The sequence below is a fragment of the Rhodosalinus sp. genome (assembly GCF_041685465.1).
Classification (GTDB): domain Bacteria; phylum Pseudomonadota; class Alphaproteobacteria; order Rhodobacterales; family Rhodobacteraceae; genus Rhodosalinus.
In genome coordinates this window covers 1-20110 of record NZ_JAWLFS010000024.1, presented here as the reverse complement: position 1 = coordinate 20110, position 20110 = coordinate 1, and the positions used below count along the sequence as shown (strand labels likewise).

The 20110-nt window shown below is 70.4% G+C and carries 16 protein-coding genes and 1 pseudogene; 12 read left to right on the top strand and 5 right to left on the bottom strand.

Annotation, left to right across the window (positions count from 1 at the left end; translation table 11 throughout):
* Positions 1-20 precede the first annotated feature (20 nt).
* Both ACESL7_RS03015 and ACESL7_RS03010 read right to left on the bottom strand, forming a co-directional pair.
* Positions 21-1244 (bottom strand): CoA transferase, encoded by a 1224-nt coding sequence (locus ACESL7_RS03015; protein ID WP_372891314.1) that lies wholly within the window; start codon positions 1242-1244, stop codon positions 21-23.
* A gap of 1 nt (position 1245) precedes the next feature.
* A complete protein-coding gene (locus ACESL7_RS03010; RefSeq protein WP_372891312.1) occupies positions 1246-2103 on the bottom strand; it encodes an HTD2 family dehydratase in 858 nt (285 codons plus the stop codon).
* Positions 2104-2489: 386 nt separating this feature from the next.
* Between ACESL7_RS03010 and ACESL7_RS03005 the strand changes: the two genes are divergently transcribed.
* From ACESL7_RS03005 to ACESL7_RS02970, 8 genes and pseudogenes are all read left to right on the top strand, one after another.
* Positions 2490-3539, top strand: coding sequence for a C4-dicarboxylate TRAP transporter substrate-binding protein (locus tag ACESL7_RS03005; protein ID WP_372891310.1), 1050 nt, complete (start codon positions 2490-2492; stop codon positions 3537-3539).
* 73 nt (positions 3540-3612) lie between these two features.
* Positions 3613-4122, top strand: a complete 510-nt coding sequence (locus ACESL7_RS03000; RefSeq protein WP_372891308.1) for a TRAP transporter small permease subunit — start codon at positions 3613-3615, stop codon at positions 4120-4122.
* A 3-nt stretch (positions 4123-4125) separates the two neighbouring features.
* Positions 4126-5463, top strand: a complete 1338-nt coding sequence (locus ACESL7_RS02995; protein ID WP_372891306.1) for a TRAP transporter large permease — start codon at positions 4126-4128, stop codon at positions 5461-5463.
* An 8-nt stretch (positions 5464-5471) separates the two neighbouring features.
* Positions 5472-6305: an IclR family transcriptional regulator gene (locus ACESL7_RS02990; protein WP_372891304.1), complete on the top strand. Its 834-nt coding sequence runs from the start codon at positions 5472-5474 to the stop codon at positions 6303-6305.
* Positions 6306-6339: 34 nt separating this feature from the next.
* A pseudogene (locus ACESL7_RS02985) lies at positions 6340-6654 on the top strand (acetyl-CoA C-acyltransferase); the annotation flags it as partial.
* Positions 6655-6669: 15 nt separating this feature from the next.
* Positions 6670-7866: an acyl-CoA dehydrogenase family protein gene (locus ACESL7_RS02980; protein ID WP_372891303.1), complete on the top strand. Its 1197-nt coding sequence runs from the start codon at positions 6670-6672 to the stop codon at positions 7864-7866.
* Between the two features lie 4 nt (positions 7867-7870).
* Complete coding sequence (locus tag ACESL7_RS02975) at positions 7871-9001, top strand: acyl-CoA dehydrogenase family protein (RefSeq protein WP_372891302.1); 1131 nt, start codon at positions 7871-7873, stop codon at positions 8999-9001.
* Between the two features lie 42 nt (positions 9002-9043).
* Entirely contained in the window at positions 9044-10570 is a 1527-nt protein-coding gene (locus ACESL7_RS02970; protein ID WP_372891301.1) for a class I adenylate-forming enzyme family protein, read from the top strand.
* A gap of 305 nt (positions 10571-10875) precedes the next feature.
* Here the strand turns inward: ACESL7_RS02970 and purL are convergent, their stop codons facing one another.
* Positions 10876-13035 (bottom strand): phosphoribosylformylglycinamidine synthase subunit PurL, encoded by a 2160-nt coding sequence (gene purL, locus ACESL7_RS02965; protein ID WP_372891299.1) that lies wholly within the window; start codon positions 13033-13035, stop codon positions 10876-10878.
* Positions 13036-13160: 125 nt separating this feature from the next.
* Between purL and ACESL7_RS02960 the strand changes: the two genes are divergently transcribed.
* A complete protein-coding gene (locus ACESL7_RS02960; protein WP_372891297.1) occupies positions 13161-13421 on the top strand; it encodes a hypothetical protein in 261 nt (86 codons plus the stop codon).
* Positions 13422-13618: 197 nt separating this feature from the next.
* Entirely contained in the window at positions 13619-13795 is a 177-nt protein-coding gene (locus ACESL7_RS02955) for a hypothetical protein (protein WP_372891295.1), read from the top strand.
* Positions 13796-13876: 81 nt separating this feature from the next.
* Here the strand turns inward: ACESL7_RS02955 and ACESL7_RS02950 are convergent, their stop codons facing one another.
* Positions 13877-14422, bottom strand: a complete 546-nt coding sequence (locus ACESL7_RS02950) for a hypothetical protein (protein WP_372891293.1) — start codon at positions 14420-14422, stop codon at positions 13877-13879.
* Between the two features lie 498 nt (positions 14423-14920).
* Positions 14921-15826, bottom strand: a complete 906-nt coding sequence (locus ACESL7_RS02945) for a LysR family transcriptional regulator (RefSeq protein WP_372891291.1) — start codon at positions 15824-15826, stop codon at positions 14921-14923.
* A 196-nt stretch (positions 15827-16022) separates the two neighbouring features.
* On the opposite strand from ACESL7_RS02945, the gene ACESL7_RS02940 reads away from it, so the two are divergent.
* Both ACESL7_RS02940 and ACESL7_RS02935 read left to right on the top strand, forming a co-directional pair.
* A complete protein-coding gene (locus ACESL7_RS02940) occupies positions 16023-19424 on the top strand; it encodes an indolepyruvate ferredoxin oxidoreductase family protein (protein ID WP_372891289.1) in 3402 nt (1133 codons plus the stop codon).
* A gap of 95 nt (positions 19425-19519) precedes the next feature.
* Positions 19520-20110: 1-acyl-sn-glycerol-3-phosphate acyltransferase (locus tag ACESL7_RS02935; RefSeq protein WP_372891287.1), on the top strand; the 591-nt coding region annotated here is incomplete at its 3' end.

The window sequence follows — 20110 nt, the reverse complement described above, 5'->3', positions numbered from 1 at the left end:
CCAACCGCGCGCGACACGCCCTAGCTCACCCGCGCCGGCCCTCCGACGATGCCCTGATCGAAGAGCCGCCCGATCTCGCCCGAGCCGAGGCCGGCGACGTCGGCCAGCACCTCCTCGGTGTGCTGGCCGAGCTCCGGCGCGGGCTGCGCCGGCGCGCGCCCGGCGGCCGAGAATTCGAGCGGACTCGCCGGGGCGGGATATTCGCCGATCCCGGGCTGCTCCAGCATCGAGAACATCGGGTTCTCGGGCGAGAGGTCCGGGTCCTCGTCGAGCGCCGTGCGGAAGTCGCGGAAGATCGACCAGGTGACGCCGTGGGCATCGAAGCTCTCGGCGAAATCGGCGACCGCGCGCGCCGCGAACCAGGGCGCGAGGATCGCGGTGATCTCGTGGCGGTGACGGAAGCGTTCGCCCTCCTCGCCCAGATCGGCGCCGAGGCGCGCGGCGAGGCGGTCCATCGCCGCCTCGGTGCCGGTGGCCTTCATGAGACCCTGCCACTGCCGGCGCGTGAGCCCGACGACCATCACCCGCCGCCCGTCGGCGCAGAGGAAATCCTGCCCGTAGGCGCCGTAGAGCGCGTTGCCCGCCTTGGGCCGGCTCTCGCCCGAGAGCGCGGTCTCGCCGATGATGCCGAGGTGGCCGAGCATCGCCGCCGCCACGTCCTTCAGCGCGACCTCGACCTGTTGCCCGCGCCCGGTCTTGAGCCGCTGGCGCTCGGCAGCGAGAAGCCCCGCCACCGCGAGGTTGCCGGCGATACAGTCCCAGGCCGGCAGGACATGGGCCACCGGCTCGGTCGAGCCCTCGGGGCCGGTCGCGTCGGGAAAGCCGAGCGAGGGGTTCACCGTGTAGTCCACCGCCGGCCGCCCGTGCCGGTCGCCGGTGAGCGTGAGCATCACGAGATCGGGGCGGTGCTGGCTCAGCGTCTCGTAGTCCATCCAGCCGCGCACGCGCAGGTTGGTGAGAAAGAGCCCCGCGTCCTCCCCCGGCGCCGTGACGATGCGGGTGACGAGCTCGCGCCCCTCGGGCGATTTCATGTTCACCGCGACGGACCGCTTGCCCTTGTTGAGCCCCGCCCAGAAGAGCGAGCGCCCGTTGGGCGCGACGGGCCAGCGGTGCGCGTCGAGCCCCCCCTCCAGCCGGTCGAAGCGGATCACGTCCGCGCCCATCTGCGCAAGCGTCAGCCCCGCGAGCGGCACGGCGACGAAGGCCGACCCCTCGACGACGCGCATGCCTTTCAGGATTCCCATGTCACTCCTCCCAGTCCGCGGTCGCCCGCATGGTCATGTGTCCCTCTGCCGCCGCGGCGCAGAGCGCGAGCCCCGGCGCGTCCTCCTCGCGCCAGGCGAGCGCGCGCATGGGCGCCCCGGCGAAAAGCGGATGCACGCCGCGGAAGCGGAAGCGGTCGGGCGCACGGCCCGCCTGCGCGACGGCGAGCGCCATCAGGCAGAGCGCCTGCATCGGCCCGTGCACGACGAGGCCGGGGTATTTCTCGACCTCTTGCGTGTAGGGCAGGTCGTAATGGATGCGATGCGCGTTGAAGGTCGCGGCCGAGAAGCGGAAGAGCCGCGTCTCGGGCATTGGCAGGGTCAGCGCCGCCTCCGGCGCCGCGGGCGCGGGCGTCTTCTTCGGCGGCGTGAAACACTCCGGCATCGGCATGTAGACGATGTCCTGACGCTCCTCGATGGCGAGGCCGGCAGGCCCGTCGAGCGCGTGCTCGACGGTGACGAAGACCATGCCGCCGCGGTCGTTCTCGACCTCGCGGATCTCGGCGATGCGCGAGCGCCGCTCGACCGTGTCGCCGACGCGAAGGGGGGCGTGGAAGGTGAGCGCGCCGCCCGCCCACATGCGCCGTTCGTAATCGATGGGCGGCAGGAAGCCGCCGCGCTCGGGGTGCCCGTCGGGGCCCAGGCCGTCCATCGGCGCATCGGGGTGAAAGAGCGCCCAGTGCCAGAGGGGGGGCAGGGGCGTGCCCGCCTCGGGCGGCGCGGGCAGCGCGCCGGGCAGATCCGAGAGCGTCGCCGCCAGCATCGAAAGCGCCGCGGCGCTCGCCGTATCCCGGTCCTCTCGGGTGCGGCCGATCCAGCCATCGAAATCGTCGCGTGCCATGCTGTTCCCTTGCGGTCTGCGGCCGCCTGAATAGCCGAGACAGATTGTGTCGCCTAGGAATACTTATGTGCACATAAATTGCGCCACCTGTCGCCTGATCCGGGTCGTGCGCCCGTCGATGGTGGCAGTGGGCACCGCGCGCCGCGCGGCGTCCTGCGTGTGTGTTCCGCCGCGACGGGGTCACGTCCTGGACACGCCAAGTTCGAAGCCCGGCCCGGCGCTGACGCGAACCGCCCGGCAGGCGCTTGCGTCATCGGCCGCCGCGTCGCGTCGGTCGTGCCGGAAAATCCGTCCTGGCCGCGGAACTCCGGACTTGACCTGTGCCCCCATAGCAGTTTCACCTTGTCGAAGGGAGTTCTACATAGTGGAACAAGGGAGGAGACATCATGACCATCTGGAAATCCGCGCTCGCGGGCGCACTGATCCTGTCTGCAGGCACCGCCGGGGCGCAGACATTCTTCGTGGGCGAGGCCGGCCCGAACCGCGGCGCGCGGGGCGAATCGCTCAACTTCTTCGCCGAACAGGTCGAGGAGCTGTCGGACGGCGAGATGACGCTCGACATCCAGTGGGGCGGCGCGCTCTTCAAGGCCGGTGCGGCCCTCTCGGGCATCGCCGATGGCGTGGCCGACATGGGCACCATCATCGCCGTCTACTTCCCCAAGGAGATGTCGCCCTACCGCATTGCCGACATGCCGCTCGAGAACGCGGATGCCTGGGTGGGCATGAAGGCCACCGACGAGATCATGCGCACGCATGACGGCATCAAGGAGGCGATGGCCGCCCAGAATCTCGTCTACCTCGGCACCTTTACCACCTCGGCCGTTCACATCGGCTGCCAGGGTACCGAGATCCGCTCGGTCGAGGATATCGACGGGCTCAAGGTGCGCGGCGTCGGCGCCTACGGCGACACCTTCGGGGACTTCGGCGCGAACCTCGTGTCGATGTCGATCTACGACGCCTATCAGGCGCTCGACAGCGGGTTGCTCGACTGCTCGCAGACCTACTCCTACGCCACGGCGGCGCTCAAGCAGGAGGAGGTCATCGACAGCTACACCCTCCTCGACTGGGGGCAGACCGGGGCGCTCGGCATCTTCATGAACAAGCAGGCCTTCGACCGTCTCGACGCCGACAGGCAGGACATCCTCATGGAGGCCGGGGCGAGCATGTCGGACGAACTCGGCCGGCTCATCACCGCCGACAACGCCGCGGCGGTCGAGACCATGCGCGAGGCGGGCGTCGAAATCATCGAACTGCCGGACGCGGAGCGTGCGAAGCTCATCGAGGGGGGCGCGAAATACGTCGACGAATGGGTCGAACAGGTCGGGGGCATGGGGCTCGACGGGCAGGAGATGCTCGCGACCTACAAGGACCTTCTGGCCAAGTACGCGGCCGAGCGTGACGAAAACGGCTACCCCTGGGACAACGGCGACAGCTGATCGCCGATCCCGCGGCGCGCGCCCGTGCGCGCGCCGTCCTTGCCCCTCTCTTCCGGAAAGTCACGAGGTTGCGATGCTGCGCCGCGTCGAGCTCTTGTTGGTGCACCTTGCCGCCGTCTCCGTGCTGGGGCTCGGTCTCCTGATCACGACGACGGTGATCCTGCGCGTCGCGGTCAACGGCAATGTCCCGGACGCCATCGTGCTCGTGCGCGAGTTGATGGTCGCCGCGGTCGTTCTGCCGCTGGCGGCGACGACGGCGAACCGCGCGCACATCGTGGTCGAGGTGTTCTCGAACCTGCTGCCGGAGCGGGCGCGCGACGCGCTGGTCGTCTTCGGCTCCGTCTTCGGACTTGTCGCGCTCGCGCCGCTCATCTGGGCGGGCTGGCGCGAGGTGACAGGCGCGATCGCCTCGGGCGCCTACTACTTCGGTGACCTCAACCTGCCCAAGTGGCCCGGTCGGACGGTCTTCCTGCTGGGCATCTCGCTGTGCTGGCTTCGTCTCGCGGTCATGGTGGCGGGCGACCTGCGCGCGCTCCGGGCGGGGCGGCCGCTCTCGCCCACGGGCTACGGCGGAGCGGAGTGAGCCATGGACGGAACGCTCATCGGTCTCGTCGCCTTCGCCTCGGTGATCGGGCTTCTCGCCCTGCGCGTGCCGATCGCCTTCGCGCTGGCCGGCGTGGCGAGCCTCGGCACCTTCGCGATCTTCGCGTTGCGCACGGGCGAGTTCATGCCGGAGCGCGCCTGGACGCCGACGGCGAGCCTCGTCTTCTCGAACTCGTTCGACCTGATCCATTCCTACGACCTGTCGATGATCCCGCTCTTCGTCGCGCTCGGGCACATCGCCTACCGCGCCGAGATCACGACGAAGATCTACCACGCGGCGCGCGTGTGGCTGGTGCGGGTGCCCGGCGGCGTGGCGATGGCCTCGGTCATGGGGTGCGGCGGGTTCTCGGCGATCACCGGCTCCTCCATCGCCTGCGCCTCGACGATGGGGCGCATCTGCAGCCCCGAGATGCTGCGCCTCGGCTACGACAAGCGGCTGGCGACGGCCTCGGTCGCGGCGGGCGGCACGCTCGGCTCGCTGATCCCGCCCTCGGTCCTGTTCATCATTTACGGCATCTTCACCGAGACCTCGATCTCCGCGCTCTTCCTCGCCGGGATCATCCCGGGGCTCCTGACGCTCGCGGGCTTCCTGCTGGTGATCTGGATCTGGGTGCTGCGCGACCCGTCCGCGGCGCCGGCCTTCGCGGGGACCGTGACCCGCGAGGAACGCTGGCGCGCGGCGCGCGAGGCCTGGCCGGCGGTGGCGCTCTTCGTGATCATCGTGGGCGGCATCTACGGCGGCTTCTTCACCGCGACCGAGGCGGCGGCCGTCTGCGTGAGCGCCGCGGTCGCGATCGGCTTCGCGCAGCGCAAGCTGACCCTCGCGGGCCTCTGGGAGAGCCTGCGGGAAACGGTGGTCCAGACCACGGCGATCTTTTTCATCGCGGCGGGGGCGAAGATCTTCGTCGCCTTCGTGGCGCTGACCGGCGTGGCCAACGACGTGGTCGCGGCAGTGACGGCCGCCGAGCTTTCCGTGGTGGTCCTGCTGGTCGCGATCGCGGCGATCTACATCCTTCTCGGGATGTTCCTCGATCCGATCGGGATCATGGTGCTGACGCTTCCGCTGATGGTGCCGCTGGTCGAGGGCTACGGCTGGGATCTGATCTGGTTCGGGGTCGTCGTGATAAAGCTGCTGGAGATCGGGCTGATCACGCCGCCCGTGGGGCTCAATGTCTTCGTGATCTCGGGGGTCGTCGGCCGCGAGGTGCCGATCGACCGGATCTTCGCGGGGATCATGCGCTTTCTCGGCGTGGACGTGATCGTGCTTGCGCTGCTGATGGCCTTTCCCATCCTGTCGCTCGCGATCCCGTCAAGCATGTGAGGCCCGCCATGATCGACCGCGAGGAGACCGAGCTTCAGACCGCGCCGCCGCAGAAGGACCGGCGCTTCGCGGAGACGCTGGCGCGCGGGCTCGCGGTGCTGCGCGCCTTCCGCGCCTCCGACGACGGGCTCGGCAACGGTGACATCGCGGAGCGCACCGGACTGCCGAAATCGACCGTGTCGCGGCTGACCTTCACCCTGCAGAGCCTCGGTTACCTGACGCATGCCGGCCGGCACGACCGCTACCGCCCCGGCCCGGCGCTGCTGGCGCTCGGCAACGTGGCCTCGGCCTCGATCACCTTCGTCGAGGTTGCCGGACCCATCATGCAGCGGCTCGCGGACGACACGCGGACGCTCGCGCTCATGCTCGTGCGCGACGCTGGAAAGATGCTCATCGTCCGGACCTGGCGACCGCGGGGGATTTCCTCGCTCTGGCTGGAGGTGGGCCACCGCGTCCCCTTCAACGGGTCCTCCTCGGGCCACGCGATGCTCGCCGCGATGGAGGAGGACCTCTTCCGCGAGACCGTTGCCGCCGTCGGCGGCGACAGGGGGCTCACGCCGGAGCGCGCGCGCGCCGTGCGCCGCGACGCGTGGGGGCAACTGCTCGGGCAGGGCTACGTGCTGACCGATCCGGGCGAGTATTTCGCGCCGTCGATCCACGCGGTGGCCCGCCCCTACCGTCCGCGCGACCTTTCCGAACCGGTGATCTTCACCTGCGGCGCGATGCCGGAGGATCTCGGTGTCGCGCGGATGCGCGACGAACTCGGCCCGAAGCTCGCCGCGGCGGTGGAGGACCTGGAACGGATCATGGGGCAGGGGTCGAGCCTCGCAGCGCGGGAGTGACGGGATGCGGCCGGGACCAGACACGCGCGGACCGGGCATCGGGCCGGTCCGTGCCATGCCCCGCCTGCTGCGGGGCGAGGGCCTGACGGTGGAGGACATCGACCTCGCGGCGCTCGACGAGGCCGTCGCGCGCCAGCTTCCCTGCTGCCGCGACGGGCTGGGCATCGATGATGCGCGGCTCGACGTCGACGGGGGCGCGATCGCCGTGGGCCGTCCCTTCGGCATGACCGGGGCGCGCATGACCGGCCACCTGCTGATCGAGGGCCGCCGGCGCGGTGCGCAGCTCGGCGTCGTGACGATCTGCGTGGGCGGCGGGCAGGATGCGGCCGCCCTCTTCGAGAATTTCTGAGACAAGGAGAGAACGATGGATCTCGCCTATACCGACGACCAGATCGCCTTTCGCGACGCGGTGCGCGCGTTCCTGGACGAGGCCCTGCCGCAGCGCCTTGCCGACAAGGTCAAGGGCGGCAAGCGGCTGACGAAGGCCGACTACGAGGAATGGCACGCCATCCTCAACGCCCGCGGCTGGCTCGGCGTGACATGGCCCGAAGAGTTCGGCGGCCCCGGCTGGGACGCGATCGAGCGCCACATCTTCGAGGAGGAGACGACCCGCGCCGGCGCGCCGCGCATCGTGCCCTTCGGCGTCAACATGCTGGGTCCCGTGCTGATGAAATTCGGGAGCCGGGCGCAGCAGGACCACTACCTGCCCCGCATCCTCGACGGCTCGGACTGGTGGTGTCAGGGCTACTCCGAGCCGGGCGCGGGCTCGGATCTCGCGTCGCTCAAGACCACGGCCCGGCGCGACGGCGACAGCTACGTGGTCAACGGACAGAAGACCTGGACGACGCTCGGGCAGTACGCCGACAAGATCTTCTGCCTCGTGCGCACCGCCTCGGAGGGCAAGCCGCAGGAGGGGATCAGTTTCCTGCTCATCGACATGGACAGCCCCGGCGTCGAGGTGCGGCCCATCGTGCTCATCGACGGCGAGGCGGAGGTCAACGAGGTCTGGTTCGACGACGTGAAGGTGCCGGCCGAGAACCTCGTCGGCGAGGAGAACCAGGGCTGGACCATCGCCAAGTACCTGCTGACGCACGAGCGCACCAACATCGCGGGCGTCGGCTTCGCGCAGGCGGGGCTCGAGAACCTGCGCCGCATCGCCCGCCAGGAGCGCGCCGACGGCCGGCCGCTGATCGAGGCGCCCTTCTTCGCGGCGAAGCTCGCGCAGGTCGAGATCGACCTGATGGCGATGGCCACGACCAATCTGCGTACCGTCGCCGCGGCCGCGGCCGGGCAGGCGCCGGGGGCCGAGTCCTCGATGCTGAAGATCAAGGGAACGGTCATCCGGCAGGAGATCAACGCGCTCACGCGGCAGGCGGTCGGACCCTATGCGATGCCCTTCGTCTCCGAGGCGCTGGACGAGGGCGCGAACGTCGAGGCCGTCGGCCCCGACTACGCGATGCCCGCCACGCAGACCTATTTCAACAACCGCAAGCTTTCGATCTACGGCGGCTCGAACGAGGTGCAGCGCCAGATCATTTCGAAAGCCATCCTGGAGCTCTGAGACCATGAATTTCGAGCTGACCGACGAACGGCGCATGCTCTCCGACAGCCTGCGCCGCTTCCTCGCCGACACCGTGACGCCCGAGGCGACCGCCGCGGCGACCGAGGGCGCCACGGGCTTCGACGCGCGCCTCTGGGAGGGACTCGCCGGGCTCGGTGCCATCGGTGCGCTGCTGCCGGAAGAGGCCGGCGGCTTCGGCGGTGCGGGCTTCGACCTCTCCGTCGTCTTCGAGGAGGTGGGCCGTGCCGGCGCCGTCACACCGCTCATCGAGTCGGGCGTCCTCGCCGCGGGGCTGCTGTCCGACCTCGGAGCGGAGACGCAGGCGGACCGCATCGAGGCAGCGCTCGCAGGCGAGGTGCTCGGTTTCGCACACGGGGAACCGGCCGCGCGCTACACCCTCGAACACGTCGAGACGCGGGCCGAGCGCGCGGGCGGCGGCTGGCGGCTCACGGGGCGCAAGGCGATCGTGGGCTTCGCGCGCGCCGCCGGGGACGTCGTCGTCACCGCGCGCACCGGTGGCGCCGCGACCGAGCGGCAGGGGATCTCGGCGTTCCTCGTGCCGGCCGGGGCGGAGGGTCTCGCGCTGCACGACTATCCCCTGAACGGGGGCGGCCGGGCGGCGGAGATGACGCTCGACGGCGTGACCGTCGGGCCCGACGCCCTGATCGGCCCGGCCGGCGATGCCTTCGACGCGCTGGAGCGGGTGACCGCGCGGGCCACCTGCGCGCTCTGTGCCGAGGCGCTGGGGCTCATGGAGACCATCCGCGCGCTGACCGTGGACTACCTCCGCTCCCGTCGTCAGTTCGGCCAGCCGATCGGGAAGTTCCAGGCGCTGCAGCACCGCATGGCCGATGTGCTGATCGAGATCGAACAGGCGCGGTCGGCGGTCATCAACCTCGCCGGCCATCTCGAGGCCGGGCGCGCCGAACGCGAGCGCCACGTCAGCGCCACCAAGAACCTGATCGGCCGCGTCGCCCGGCTCGTGGTCGAGGAAGCGATCCAGATGCACGGCGGTATCGGGATGACGCAGGAATACGCGCTCGGCCATTTCGCCAAGCGGCTGACCATGGTCGACCACCGCTTCGGCGACACCGACCACCACCTCGAACGCTTCATCCGGTTGAGTGCAGCCTGAGCCCCTGCGCTCGGGGACCGTCCAGAGGGAGGAGAGACCCGCATGAGCCGCGTCACCCGCATCCACCAGATGCTCACCCCCCATGCCGACGCACGCCCTGAGGATGTGGCGATCATCGACACGGACGGCACGCGGGTCGGCTGGGCCGGTTACGCCGCGCAGGTGGAGGAGGCGGCGGACCTGCTCGCGCGTCAGGACGTGGGGCCGGGCGACCGGGTGATGATCGTGGCCGAGAACTGCCTCTCGCTCGCTGTGCTCATGCTCGCCTGCAGCCGCCGCGACGCCTGGGCGGTGCCGGTCAACGCCCGCCTCACCGCCGCGGAGATCGCGCGCTTCACCGATCACGCCCGGCCGAAGCGGATCTTCTACACGGCGCATGTCTCGGGCGAGGCGGCCGCCCATGCCGAGGCCGCCGGCGCCGCGCCCTGTTCCTTGCGTTCCGGGGCGCTGCGCATCGCCGCGGGCCCGGCCGGGCCGGCCGAGCCGGTGGAGAGCGGCGCGGACCATGTCGCGGTCATGCTCTACACGACCGGCACGACCGGCATGCCCAAGGGGGTCATGCTGACCCATGGCAACCTGATCTTCGCGGCCGGCGCGTCGCGTGACCTGCGCGACCTGGTGCCGGGGGACCGCGTCTACGGCGCGCTGCCGATGACGCATGTCTTCGGGCTCGCCTCCATGCTGATGGCCTCGGCCCTGACCGGCTGCGCCATCGAGCTGGTGCCGCGCTTCTCGGCCGCCGCGCTCCACGCGGCGTTGACGCAGGGGGCGACGGTGCTGCCGGCGGTGCCGCAGATGCATGCGCTCCTCATGGCCTACGCGGCCGAGCACGGGCATGCCTCGCTCGGCGAGGCGAAGCTGCGCTACGTCTCTTCGGGCGCCGCGCCGCTCGATCCGACGTGGAAGCGCAAGGCGGAAGCCTTCTACGGCCTGCCGCTGCAGAACGGTTACGGCATGACCGAGACCACCGCCGGCGTCTCCGGCACGCGCAACACGATCGGCGATCCCGACACCTCGGTCGGCCCGCCGCTTCCGGGGGTCGAGGTGATCATCGACGAAAGCGTCGGAGCGGAGCCCGGCGTCGGCGAGGTGCTCACCCGCGGGCCGCATGTCATGGCGGGCTACTACCGCAACCCGGAGGCGACGGCCGCGGCGCTGACGCGCGCGGGCTTCATGCGGACGGGCGACCTCGGCCGGATCGACGCGGCGGGGCGGCTCCACATCGTGGGACGGGCGAAGGAGCTGATCATCCGCGGCGGCTTCAACGTCTATCCGCCGGAAGTGGAGGCCGCGCTGAACGACCACCCCGCGGTGATCCAGTCGGCGGTGATCGGCCGTCCGGTCGAGGGCGACGAGGAGGTGCTCGCCTTCTGTCAGCTCACCGGCCCCGACGCGACGGATGCAACCGAACTCGGCGCCTTCGTCGGCGAGCGTCTCGCCGGATACAAGAGGCCGACCCGCATCTTCGTGGTGGAGGCCTTGCCCGCCGCGGCCACCGGGAAGATCCTCAAGCACCGCCTTCTCGATCAGTTCACCGATCCGGCGCCCCGGCGGCCGCCGGAGGCGTGAGCGGAGGGTGCCGGGGCGACCGCCCGGCGCGGGCTCGGCGTGGATCGGCCCCGCGGATGGCGGCAGGCGGACGGCCCACCACGGCAGGGGGCGACGTCAGTTTCCTCCGGGCAGTGGCCCCCGCCCACGTCCGGAACCGATCCGCCCCGCATGCGACGAGGCGGGCTGACGCGGTCCCGGAACGGGAGTGCTCGCACGTCTCCGGACGGAGCCGCCGGGACGGATGACCCGGCCGGCAGGTCCGGCGCCGCATGCGACGGTTTCGCTCCCCGCGCGGCCCCGAGCCTGTGCCGGGCCGTCCCGTCTCAGCCGAGCCGGGCGGCGAGGGCGCCGTCCCAGAGCGCGACCAGGTCGGCGAGCGGCGCCTCGGCGCGGCCGAAGCGCACCGCGTCCCCGGTGAAGCGGCCGACGGTCCGGATCGAGATGCCGGCGCGGCCCGCGGCGATCATCAGCGCCTCGGCCTGATCGAAGTTGCAGGCGATCAGGTAGCGGCCCTGATCCTCGCCGAAGAGGGCACCGGTGTCCTCGTCGTCGAGCGCCACGCCGACGCCGCCGCCGGCCGCGAGTTCGAAGGCCGCGAGCGCGAGGCCGCCGTCCGAGAGATCGGTGCAGGCACGGATCATCGTGCGGTTCTCGAGGACGAATTCGCCCGCGCGGCGCTCGGCCTCGAGATCGACCGGCGGCGCGGCGCCGTCGGCGCGGCCGTACATCTCCCAGAGGAGGGCGGACCGGCCGAGGTGGCCCGTGCCGTCGCCCACGAGGACGGCGACATGGCCTTCCCGCGCGCAGCCGGTGATCGCCTCCTCGAGGTCCTCGACGAGGCCCACGGCGCCGATGGTGGGCGTGGGCTGGATCGGCTGGCCGTCGGTCTCATTGTAGAGCGAGACGTTGCCCGAGACGATCGGCATGTCGAGCGCGCGGCAGGCGGCGCCGATCCCCTGGATCGCGCCGACGAGCTGGCCCATGATGCGCTCTTTTTCCGGGTTGCCGAAGTTGAGGTTGTCGGTCGCTGCGAGCGGGCGCGCGCCGGTGGCGACGATATTCCGATAGGCCTCGGCCACCGCCTGCTTGCCGCCCTCGACCGGGTCGGCCTCGACGTAGCGGGGGGTAACGTCGGCGGTGAAGGCGAGCGCCTTCTGCGTGCCGTGCACCCGCACGAGCGCCGCGCCGTGGCCCGGCCCCTGCACCGTGTCGGCCATCACCATGTGGTCGTATTGCTCCCAGACCCAGCGGCGCGAGGCGTGGTTTGGCGACCCGATGAGCGCGCGCAGCCCCTCGATCGCGTCGGTCTCGGGCACGGGGTCGAGCGGCACCGGCGTGTCGGCCGGAATCCAAGGGCGGTCGTATTCCGGCGCCTCGCCGGAGAGCGCGCGCAGCGGCAGATCGGCGCGCGTTTCGCCTTCGTGCACGATCAGGAAACGATCTTCCGCGATCGTTTCGCCCACGATCGCGAAGTCGAGATCCCACTTCTCGAAGACGGCGCGCGCCTCGGCCTCCTTCGCCGGGTCGAGGACCATGAGCATCCGCTCCTGGGATTCGGAGAGCATCATCTCGTAGGCCGTCATGCCGGCCTCGCGGGTCGGCACGCGGTCGAGGTCGAGGCGCACGCCGAGGCCCCCCTTGTCGCCCATCTCGACCGCCGAACAGGTCAGGCCCGCTGCGCCCATGTCCTGGATCGAGACGACCGCGCCGGTCGCCATCAGTTCGAGGCAGGCCTCCATCAGCCGCTTCTCGGTGAAGGGGTCGCCCACCTGCACGGTGGGGCGCTTCTCCTCGATCCCCTCGTCGAACTCCGCGCTGGCCATGGTCGCGCCGCCCACGCCGTCGCGGCCGGTCTTGGCGCCGAGGTAGACGACCGGGCGGCCCACGCCGCTGGCAGCCGAGTAGAAGATGCGGTCCGCATCCGCGAGGCCGGCGGCGAAGGCGTTGACGAGGCAGTTGCCGTCATAGGCCGGGTGAAAGCGCAGCTCGCCGCCCACGGTCGGCACGCCGAAGGCGTTGCCGTAGCCGCCGATGCCGGCCACCACCCCGTGCAGGAGCGCGCGGGTGCGCGGGTGGTCCGGGCGGCCGAAGGAGAGCGCGTTCAGCGCCGCGATGGGCCGCGCGCCCATCGTGAAGACGTCGCGCAGGATGCCGCCCACGCCGGTCGCCGCGCCCTGGTAGGGTTCGATGTAGGAAGGGTGGTTGTGGCTCTCCATCTTGAACACCACCGCCTGCCCGTCGCCGATGTCCACGACGCCCGCGTTCTCGCCGGGGCCGCAGATCACCTGCGGGCCCTCGGTCGGCAGCGTGCGCAGCCATGTCTTCGACGACTTGTAGGAGCAGTGCTCGTTCCACATCGCCGAGAAGATGCCGAGCTCGGTGAAGGTCGGTTCCCGGTTCAGCAGGCGCAGGATGTGCGCGTATTCCTCAGGCTTGAGGCCATGGGCCTCGACGAGCTCTGGCGTGATCTGGGGCTCGGACATCGGGCGGCGGTATCCCCTCTGCGGTGATGGCGTCCCTCTTATGCGATGGGACGCGACGGGGGAAGGGCACCCCGTTGCCCGCGCCGGGACCGGTATGGTACCCATATCCGCCTAAGGAGGAGGCGATGTCCGATCCGCGCCGCACCGTGGTGCTTCCGCTCGCCCGTCGAAGCCGGCAGGTGGCGGTGACGCTGATTGCCGGGCTCTGGCGGACGCGGACGGCGGACGAGATCGACGCCATGCTCGCCTCGCTCTCGGAAGGGCGGCAGACGGCGGTGATCGCCGGTGTGCTCGGCTTTCTCTTCCTGCTCAGCCTCTTTGCCGCGCAGTTCGGGCTCCTCGGTCTCGCGGTCTTCTGGCTGGCGGTCGTTCTGACCGTTTCGTGATCCGGTCGCGCGCGCTGCGGCCGCGTGCCGCAGCGCGGCATGCAACCGCCTGACGCTGCGTCGATTTTCGTGGCCGTGCGCGCGGTATGCGTTCGTATGCTACTGAAATTCATTATTTTTTTCCGACCGCCGGTGATCCGGCGCCGGTCGGGCCACGTAAACCGACATATAACAGCGCGACAGGAAAGGACTTCGAGATGGACCAGCTTCCGATCATTCTCTGCCTCGGCACGCTCGGCTTCGTGGCAGCCTTCGGCTACATCAGCGTACGGGCGACCGAAAAGCAGATGCGCGACGGCAACCACCGCAAGTCTTCCCTTTCGCGCGACGGCGTCGAGGAGCGCCTGCGCCGCGCCGCGACCGAGGGGCGCTGACCGGGCGACGGGGCCGTGGTGCGCCACGGCCCCGTGCGTCAGTGCCCCGCGCCCGTCTTGCGACAGGGCGTGGGGCGCGCGTCAGCGCGGCGTCTGATCGAAGGCGCCGGCCAGTTCGTTGGCAAGCGAATCCCGTGTCATCGGGACGGTAAAGTGGGTGTCGCTCTCCATCTCGGAGGGCAGCGAGACCGAGAACAGGCTCTGCGGAATGTCGAGGTCCTCGTGCGCGCTGACCACCAGCGCTGTGCGGCCGTCGACACGTCCATAGACGCCCGAAACCGTGCCGATCGGGATGCCGTCGCGGGTGCGGACCTCCTTGCCGGTGTAGGCGCCCTCGAAGTCCACGTTCTCCTGCATCAGTGTCGCGGCGAGTTCGGACATGTTGTTGACGTACATCGAGTTGTAGTCCGCCCGCACGGAGGGCCCGTCCATCGCCTCCATCGTGGCGTAGGAACTCGTGCGCGACTGCCGCGTCTCGTTCGTCTCGGGCGCATCGCGCGCGACCTGTGCGCTCGAGCTTTCGGACCCGCTCTGGTCGCCGGACCGGTGGTTGCCTTGCCCGAAGGCGGGTGCGGCGAGCAGCGCGGCGAGCGTAATGGCGGTGAGGGTGTGCTTCATGCCAGTCATGATCGGTCCTCCTTTTGCATGTGACCTGGCGTGAAGATACAGGCCGGCGCGGCCTTGAGAGCGGGGGGCTACGCGGACGTGACCGCGGCGCGCGCTCCGCGGCACGCGGCGTGACTGCGGCGTGAGGCCGCAGCCCCTTTGCGGGGATCATGCATCTGGAAACCCGTGGCTTTCGCCTGCACGCGTCCGTGATCCGGCGTGCAGGGCCGAGGGCGGGCAACGGCGTGGGCAGGCTGCACTGAAACAAACGCCGCGCGACGGCGGAGCGGCCTTCGCGACTCGGCCGCACAGGCTCGCGCGGGGGGACCACGATCGCCAAAAAAAAGGCCGAGACAAAGTCTCGGCCGAAGTCCAACAGGGAGGTATGAAGATGATGCGCCGCTAGGCGCCATCGCCTTCGAAAGGTGAAATAGGCGGCGGTTCTGAATCGTTCAAGCGCTTTCGGCAGCGCGGCGAGACAAGGCGGCTATGCGCCTTGCGCAAGCCGCGACGCACGCCTCACTCCGTCGCCGCGTCGCGGCGCTGACGGCGTTGCAGGATGATCTCGCCCTGCACGAAATCGCGGAATGCCGCGATGCGGCGCGACTGGCGCAGTTCCTCCGGATAGGCGAGGAAGACCGGGACCTCGGTCGACTCCACGTCGGGCAGGACCTGATGCAGGTCGGGGAAATCGTACATGAGGTACTGCGGCAGCACGCCGATCCCGAGGCTGGCCAGCACGCCCTGCAGCACGCCGAAGTAGTTGTTCACCGTCAGCGTCGAGAAGGGCTGATGCGTCATCAGCTGCGCCACGAGGCTCGCGCCGGCGCTGACCTGCGGCGCGCGCGGGTTCTGGCACAGCAGCCGATGGCCGGCGAGATCCTCGAGACGCTCCGGGGCGCCGTGTGCGCGGATGTACTCGGGCGAGGCGTAAAGGCACATGCGCACGCCCATGAGGCGCTTGCGGATCAGGTCGGCCTGCGAGGGCTCCTTCATGCGGATCGCCACGTCAGCCTCGCGCATGGGCAGGTCGAGGACCCGTTCCTCGAGCATCAGGTCGATCTTGAGGTCGGGATACTGCGCGTAGAACTTGGCCAGCCGTGGCACCAGCCAGAGCGAGCCGAAGCCCGTCGTCGTCGTCACGCGCAGCTCGCCGAAGACCTCCTCCTCGCTGTCGCGGATGCGCGCGGCCGCGGCGTCCACGCGCTTCGACATGGCGCGCGTCGCGTCGAAGAGAAGCTCGCCCTGCTCGGTCAGGATCAGGCCCCGGGCATGGCGGTGGAAGAGCGTCGCGCCGAGGCTTTCCTCCAGACCGCGGATCTGCCGGCTGACGGCGGATTGCGACAGGTTGAGCCGCTCGCCGGCATGCGTGAGCGAGCCGGCGTCGGCGACGGCGTGAAAGACCCTGAGCTTGTCCCAATCCATCTCGGCATATCCCCTCCCGGGTTGGCCGGGCATCGTGTTCTTGCCACGAACCGGCGGCGCATTGGAAGCGTCAGGGGGCGGCGCGGCGGGCGGTCAGCTGAACAAGATGTCGCACTGCCCTCTATACAGGTCAGCCTGTCAGACCTAATATGTATGCGGATGCAGATTACATCCCGCGCAAGCAGGGAGGCACGGCATGACGATCCAGAAGATTTCGCTGAGCGACCGGCTCGACATCACCAAGTCCCCGGTGCTCCTGAACGGGACGCAGGCGCTGGTGCGCCTGATGCTGACGCAGAAGGCGCGTGACCGGCAGGCCGGTCTAGATACCGCGGGCTATGTCACGGGCTACCGCGGCTCGCCGCTGGGCGCGGTGGACATGCAGATGACCCGCGCCCAGAAGCAGCTGGCGGAGAACGATATCCACTTCCAGCCCGGTCTGAACGAGGACCTGGCGCTGACCGCGGTCTGGGGCAGCCAGCAGGCGGGGCTCAGGGGCGAGGGCACGCACGACGGCGTCTTCGCCCTCTGGTACGGCAAGGGGCCGGGCGTCGACCGGTCCGGCGACGCGATGCGCCATTTCAACATGGCCGGCACCGACGGCAATGGCGGCGCCATCATGGTGATGGGCGACGACCACACCGGCGAATCCTCCACCACCTGCCACCAGTCCGACTGGGCCATGGTGGACGCGCACATGCCCGTCCTCTCGCCCGCGGGGGTGCAGGAGATCCTCGACTACGGCGTCTACGGCTACGCGCTGTCGCGCTACGCGGGCGTCTGCGTGGGTCTCAAGGCGGTGAAGGACACGGTGGAGGCGACGGCGGTCGTCGATGGCCGGCCGGAGCGCATGCAGCTCGTCACGCCGGACTTCCCGCTTCCCCCGGGCGGGCTCAACATCCGCCTCGGCGACCACTGGGTCCCGCAGGAAGAGCGGCTGCTCGCCCACAAGCGTTACGCGGCCGAGGCCTTCGCCCGCGCCAACGGCATCGACAAGCGCGTCTGGGGCCAGCCCGGCGCGAAGATCGGCATCGTCTCCGCGGGCAAGAACTGGCTCGACGTCGTGCACGCGCTCAACCTCCTCGGGATCGACGCGCAGGAGGCCGAACGGCTGGGCCTGACGACCTACAAGGTCGGACAGACCTGGCCGCTCGACATGGAAGGCTTCAAGCACTGGGCCGAGGGGCTGGAGCTGATCGTCGTCGTCGAGGAGAAGCGCAAGCTGATCGAGGTGCAGGTCAAGGAGGCCATCTTCGACGACCGCCGCGGCCGGCGCGTCTATGGCGGCATGAAGGACGGCGAGGTGCTCTTCCCGACGCATTACGCGCTCGATCCCGTCGACATCGCCGCGAAGCTCGGGGCGATCCTGATCGAGGAGGGGCGCGAGACCGACAGCATCCGCAAGGGGCTCGAGACGATTGAGGAGGCGCGGCGCGCCGACAACGCCGACGATCTCGCGGCGCGGTTGCCCTATTTCTGCGCGGGCTGCCCGCACAACACCTCCACCCGCGTGCCCGAGGGCAGCCGCGCGGGCGCCGGCATCGGCTGTCACACCATGGCGCTCTGGATGGATCGCTCGACCGAGGGGTTCACGCACATGGGCGCCGAGGGCGCCAACTGGATCGGGGAGGCGCCGTTCTCCACCCGCGACCACGTCTTCCAGAACCTCGGCGACGGCACCTACAACCACTCCGGCACGCTCGCGATCCGCGCGGCGATCGCCGCGGGCGTGAACATCACCTACAAGATCCTCTACAACGACGCGGTCGCCATGACCGGCGGCCAGCCCAACGACGGAAGCCTGCCCCCCGACCGCATCGCGCGCGAGCTTCTGGCGATGGGCGTGGCCCGCGTCGCCGTCGTCTACGACGAGAAGGAGGAGCCCGACTGGGCCCCCTTCCCGAAGGAGATCGAGCGCCACGAGCGCGCAGAGATGGAGGACGTGCAGAAAAGCCTGCGCGAGGTCGAGGGCGTGAGCGCGATCCTCTACATCCAGACCTGCGCGGCCGAGAAGCGCCGCCGCCGCAAGAAGGGCGCCTTCCCCGACCCCGATCAGCGCGTCTTCATCAACACCGACGTCTGCGAGGGCTGCGGGGACTGCGGCGTGCAGTCGAACTGCGTCGCCATCACGCCGGTCGAGACCGAACTCGGCCGCAAGCGCGCCATCGACCAGTCGGCCTGCAACAAGGACTTTTCCTGTCTCAAGGGCTTCTGTCCCAGCTTCGTCACGCTCGAGGGCGCGACGCCCCGGAAGGAGGCGGCGACCGAGGTGACGCTGCCCGACATGCCGGAGCCGCCGCTGCCCGCGATCGACCGGACCTGGAACGTCGTGATCACCGGCATCGGCGGCACGGGCGTCGTGACGCTTGGCGCGGTGCTCGCGCAGGCCGCGCAGATCGAGGGCAAGGGCGCCGCCATGATCGAGATGGCGGGCCTCGCGCAGAAGGGCGGCGCGGTGCACATCCACTGCCGCCTCGCCGAACGCCCCGAGGACATCAGCGCGATCCGCGTCGCCACCGGCGAGGCCGACGCGCTGATCGGCGGCGATCTGGTGGTGAGCGCGGGGGCCAAGACGCTCGGTCTGACCGCGACCGGGCGCACGGGCGCGGTGGTCAACAGCCACGAGACGATGACCGGCGACTTCACCCGCGACCCCGAGTTCCGCATCCCGAGCGCGGATCTCGCCCTCGCGCTGGAGCGCCGGCTGCGCGAGCGGCTGCAGACCTTCGACGCGACCGCCCTCGCCGGGAAGGTCATGGGCGATTCGATCTACTCTAACATGATGGTGATGGGCGCCGCCTGGCAGCGGGGGCTGATCCCCGTGAGCCGCGAGGCCATTCAGGAGGCGATCCGCCTTAACGGCGCGGCGGTGGAGGCGAACCTGCGCGCCTTCGAGGTCGGGCGCTGGGCCGCCCATGCGCCCGAGGAGGCCGCCGCGACGCTCGAGGACAAGGTGCGCGAGCTTCCAAGGACCCTCGAGGAGAAGATCGCCTACCGCGAGGAGCACCTGACCGCCTATCAGGGCAAGCGCCTCGCCCGGCGCTACCGCCGGATGCTCGACGGCATCACGGACCGTGCGGTCAAGGAGGCCGTCGCGAAGGGCTATCACAAGCTCCTGGCCTACAAGGACGAGTACGAGGTGGCGCGGCTCCTGCTCTCGACGCGGGAAAAGGCGCGCGAGGAGTTCGGCGGCGATTTCCGCATGAACTTCCACCTCGCGCCGCCGATGCTGCCGGGCAAGGATGCGCAGGGCCGTCCGAAGAAGCGCCGCTTCGGCGCGTGGATGGAACGGCCGATGAAGGGGCTCGCCGCGATGAAGGTGCTGCGCGGCACGCCGCTCGATCCCTTCGGCTACACCGCCGAGCGGCGCATGGAGCGCCGCCTCATCCGCGAGTACGAGCGCGACATGGCCGAGGCGCTGGAGCGGCTCGACGAGGCGACGCGCGACGCGGTCGTGGCACTCGCCGAGCTGCCGCTCTCGATCCGGGGCTTCGGCCCGGTGAAGGAGGCCAACGCGGAGAAGGCGGCTGCGCGCCGCGACGAGCTCCTCGCCGCGATCCGGGCCGGCGGCGCGCCGCTCGCCCGCGCGGCCGAGTAGCGCGGACCGCGCGGCGTCATGGCGCTGTTACACGCACTGGCCATCAGGCCCGGACCGGTCTAGATGGCCGCGGCCCGAGGTGGAGACGTCCGCGGATGACAGAGCGTCGCACAGCGCGCGACATCAGCTATTACCGCTCCGCGCGCACGCGGAGCGGGCGCACGATGATCCGGCTGATGGAGAACGCGACCGGCCGGATCGGCCTGATCCGCCGCGCCCGCGGCTACGAGCAGGAGGTCGCCGCCGGCCGCGACTTCTGGGAGGTCATGGTCGAGCGTTACGGGCTCTCCCTCGAAGTGGTGCGCGGCTCGATCGAGAGCATTCCGCGCGACGGGCCGCTCGTGGTGATCGCCAACCACCCCTACGGCATCCTCGACGGGCTGATGCTCGGTCATCTCCTCTCGGTGGTGCGGGGCGATTTCCGCATCCTCGCGCACAAGGTGTTCCGCAAGGCGGGCGACCTCGACCGGGTGATTCTGCCGGTGAACTTCGCCGAGACCCGCGAGGCGCAGCGCGAGACGCTGGCGACCCGCCGCGCCGCGCTCGACTACCTCGGCGCGGGCGGCTGCATCGGGGTCTTTCCCGGCGGCACCGTCTCCACCGCGGCGCGGCCTTTCTCGCGTCCGATGGACCCGGGCTGGCGCAGCTTCACCGCGCGGATGATCGCGCGCTCGGGGGCGACGGTG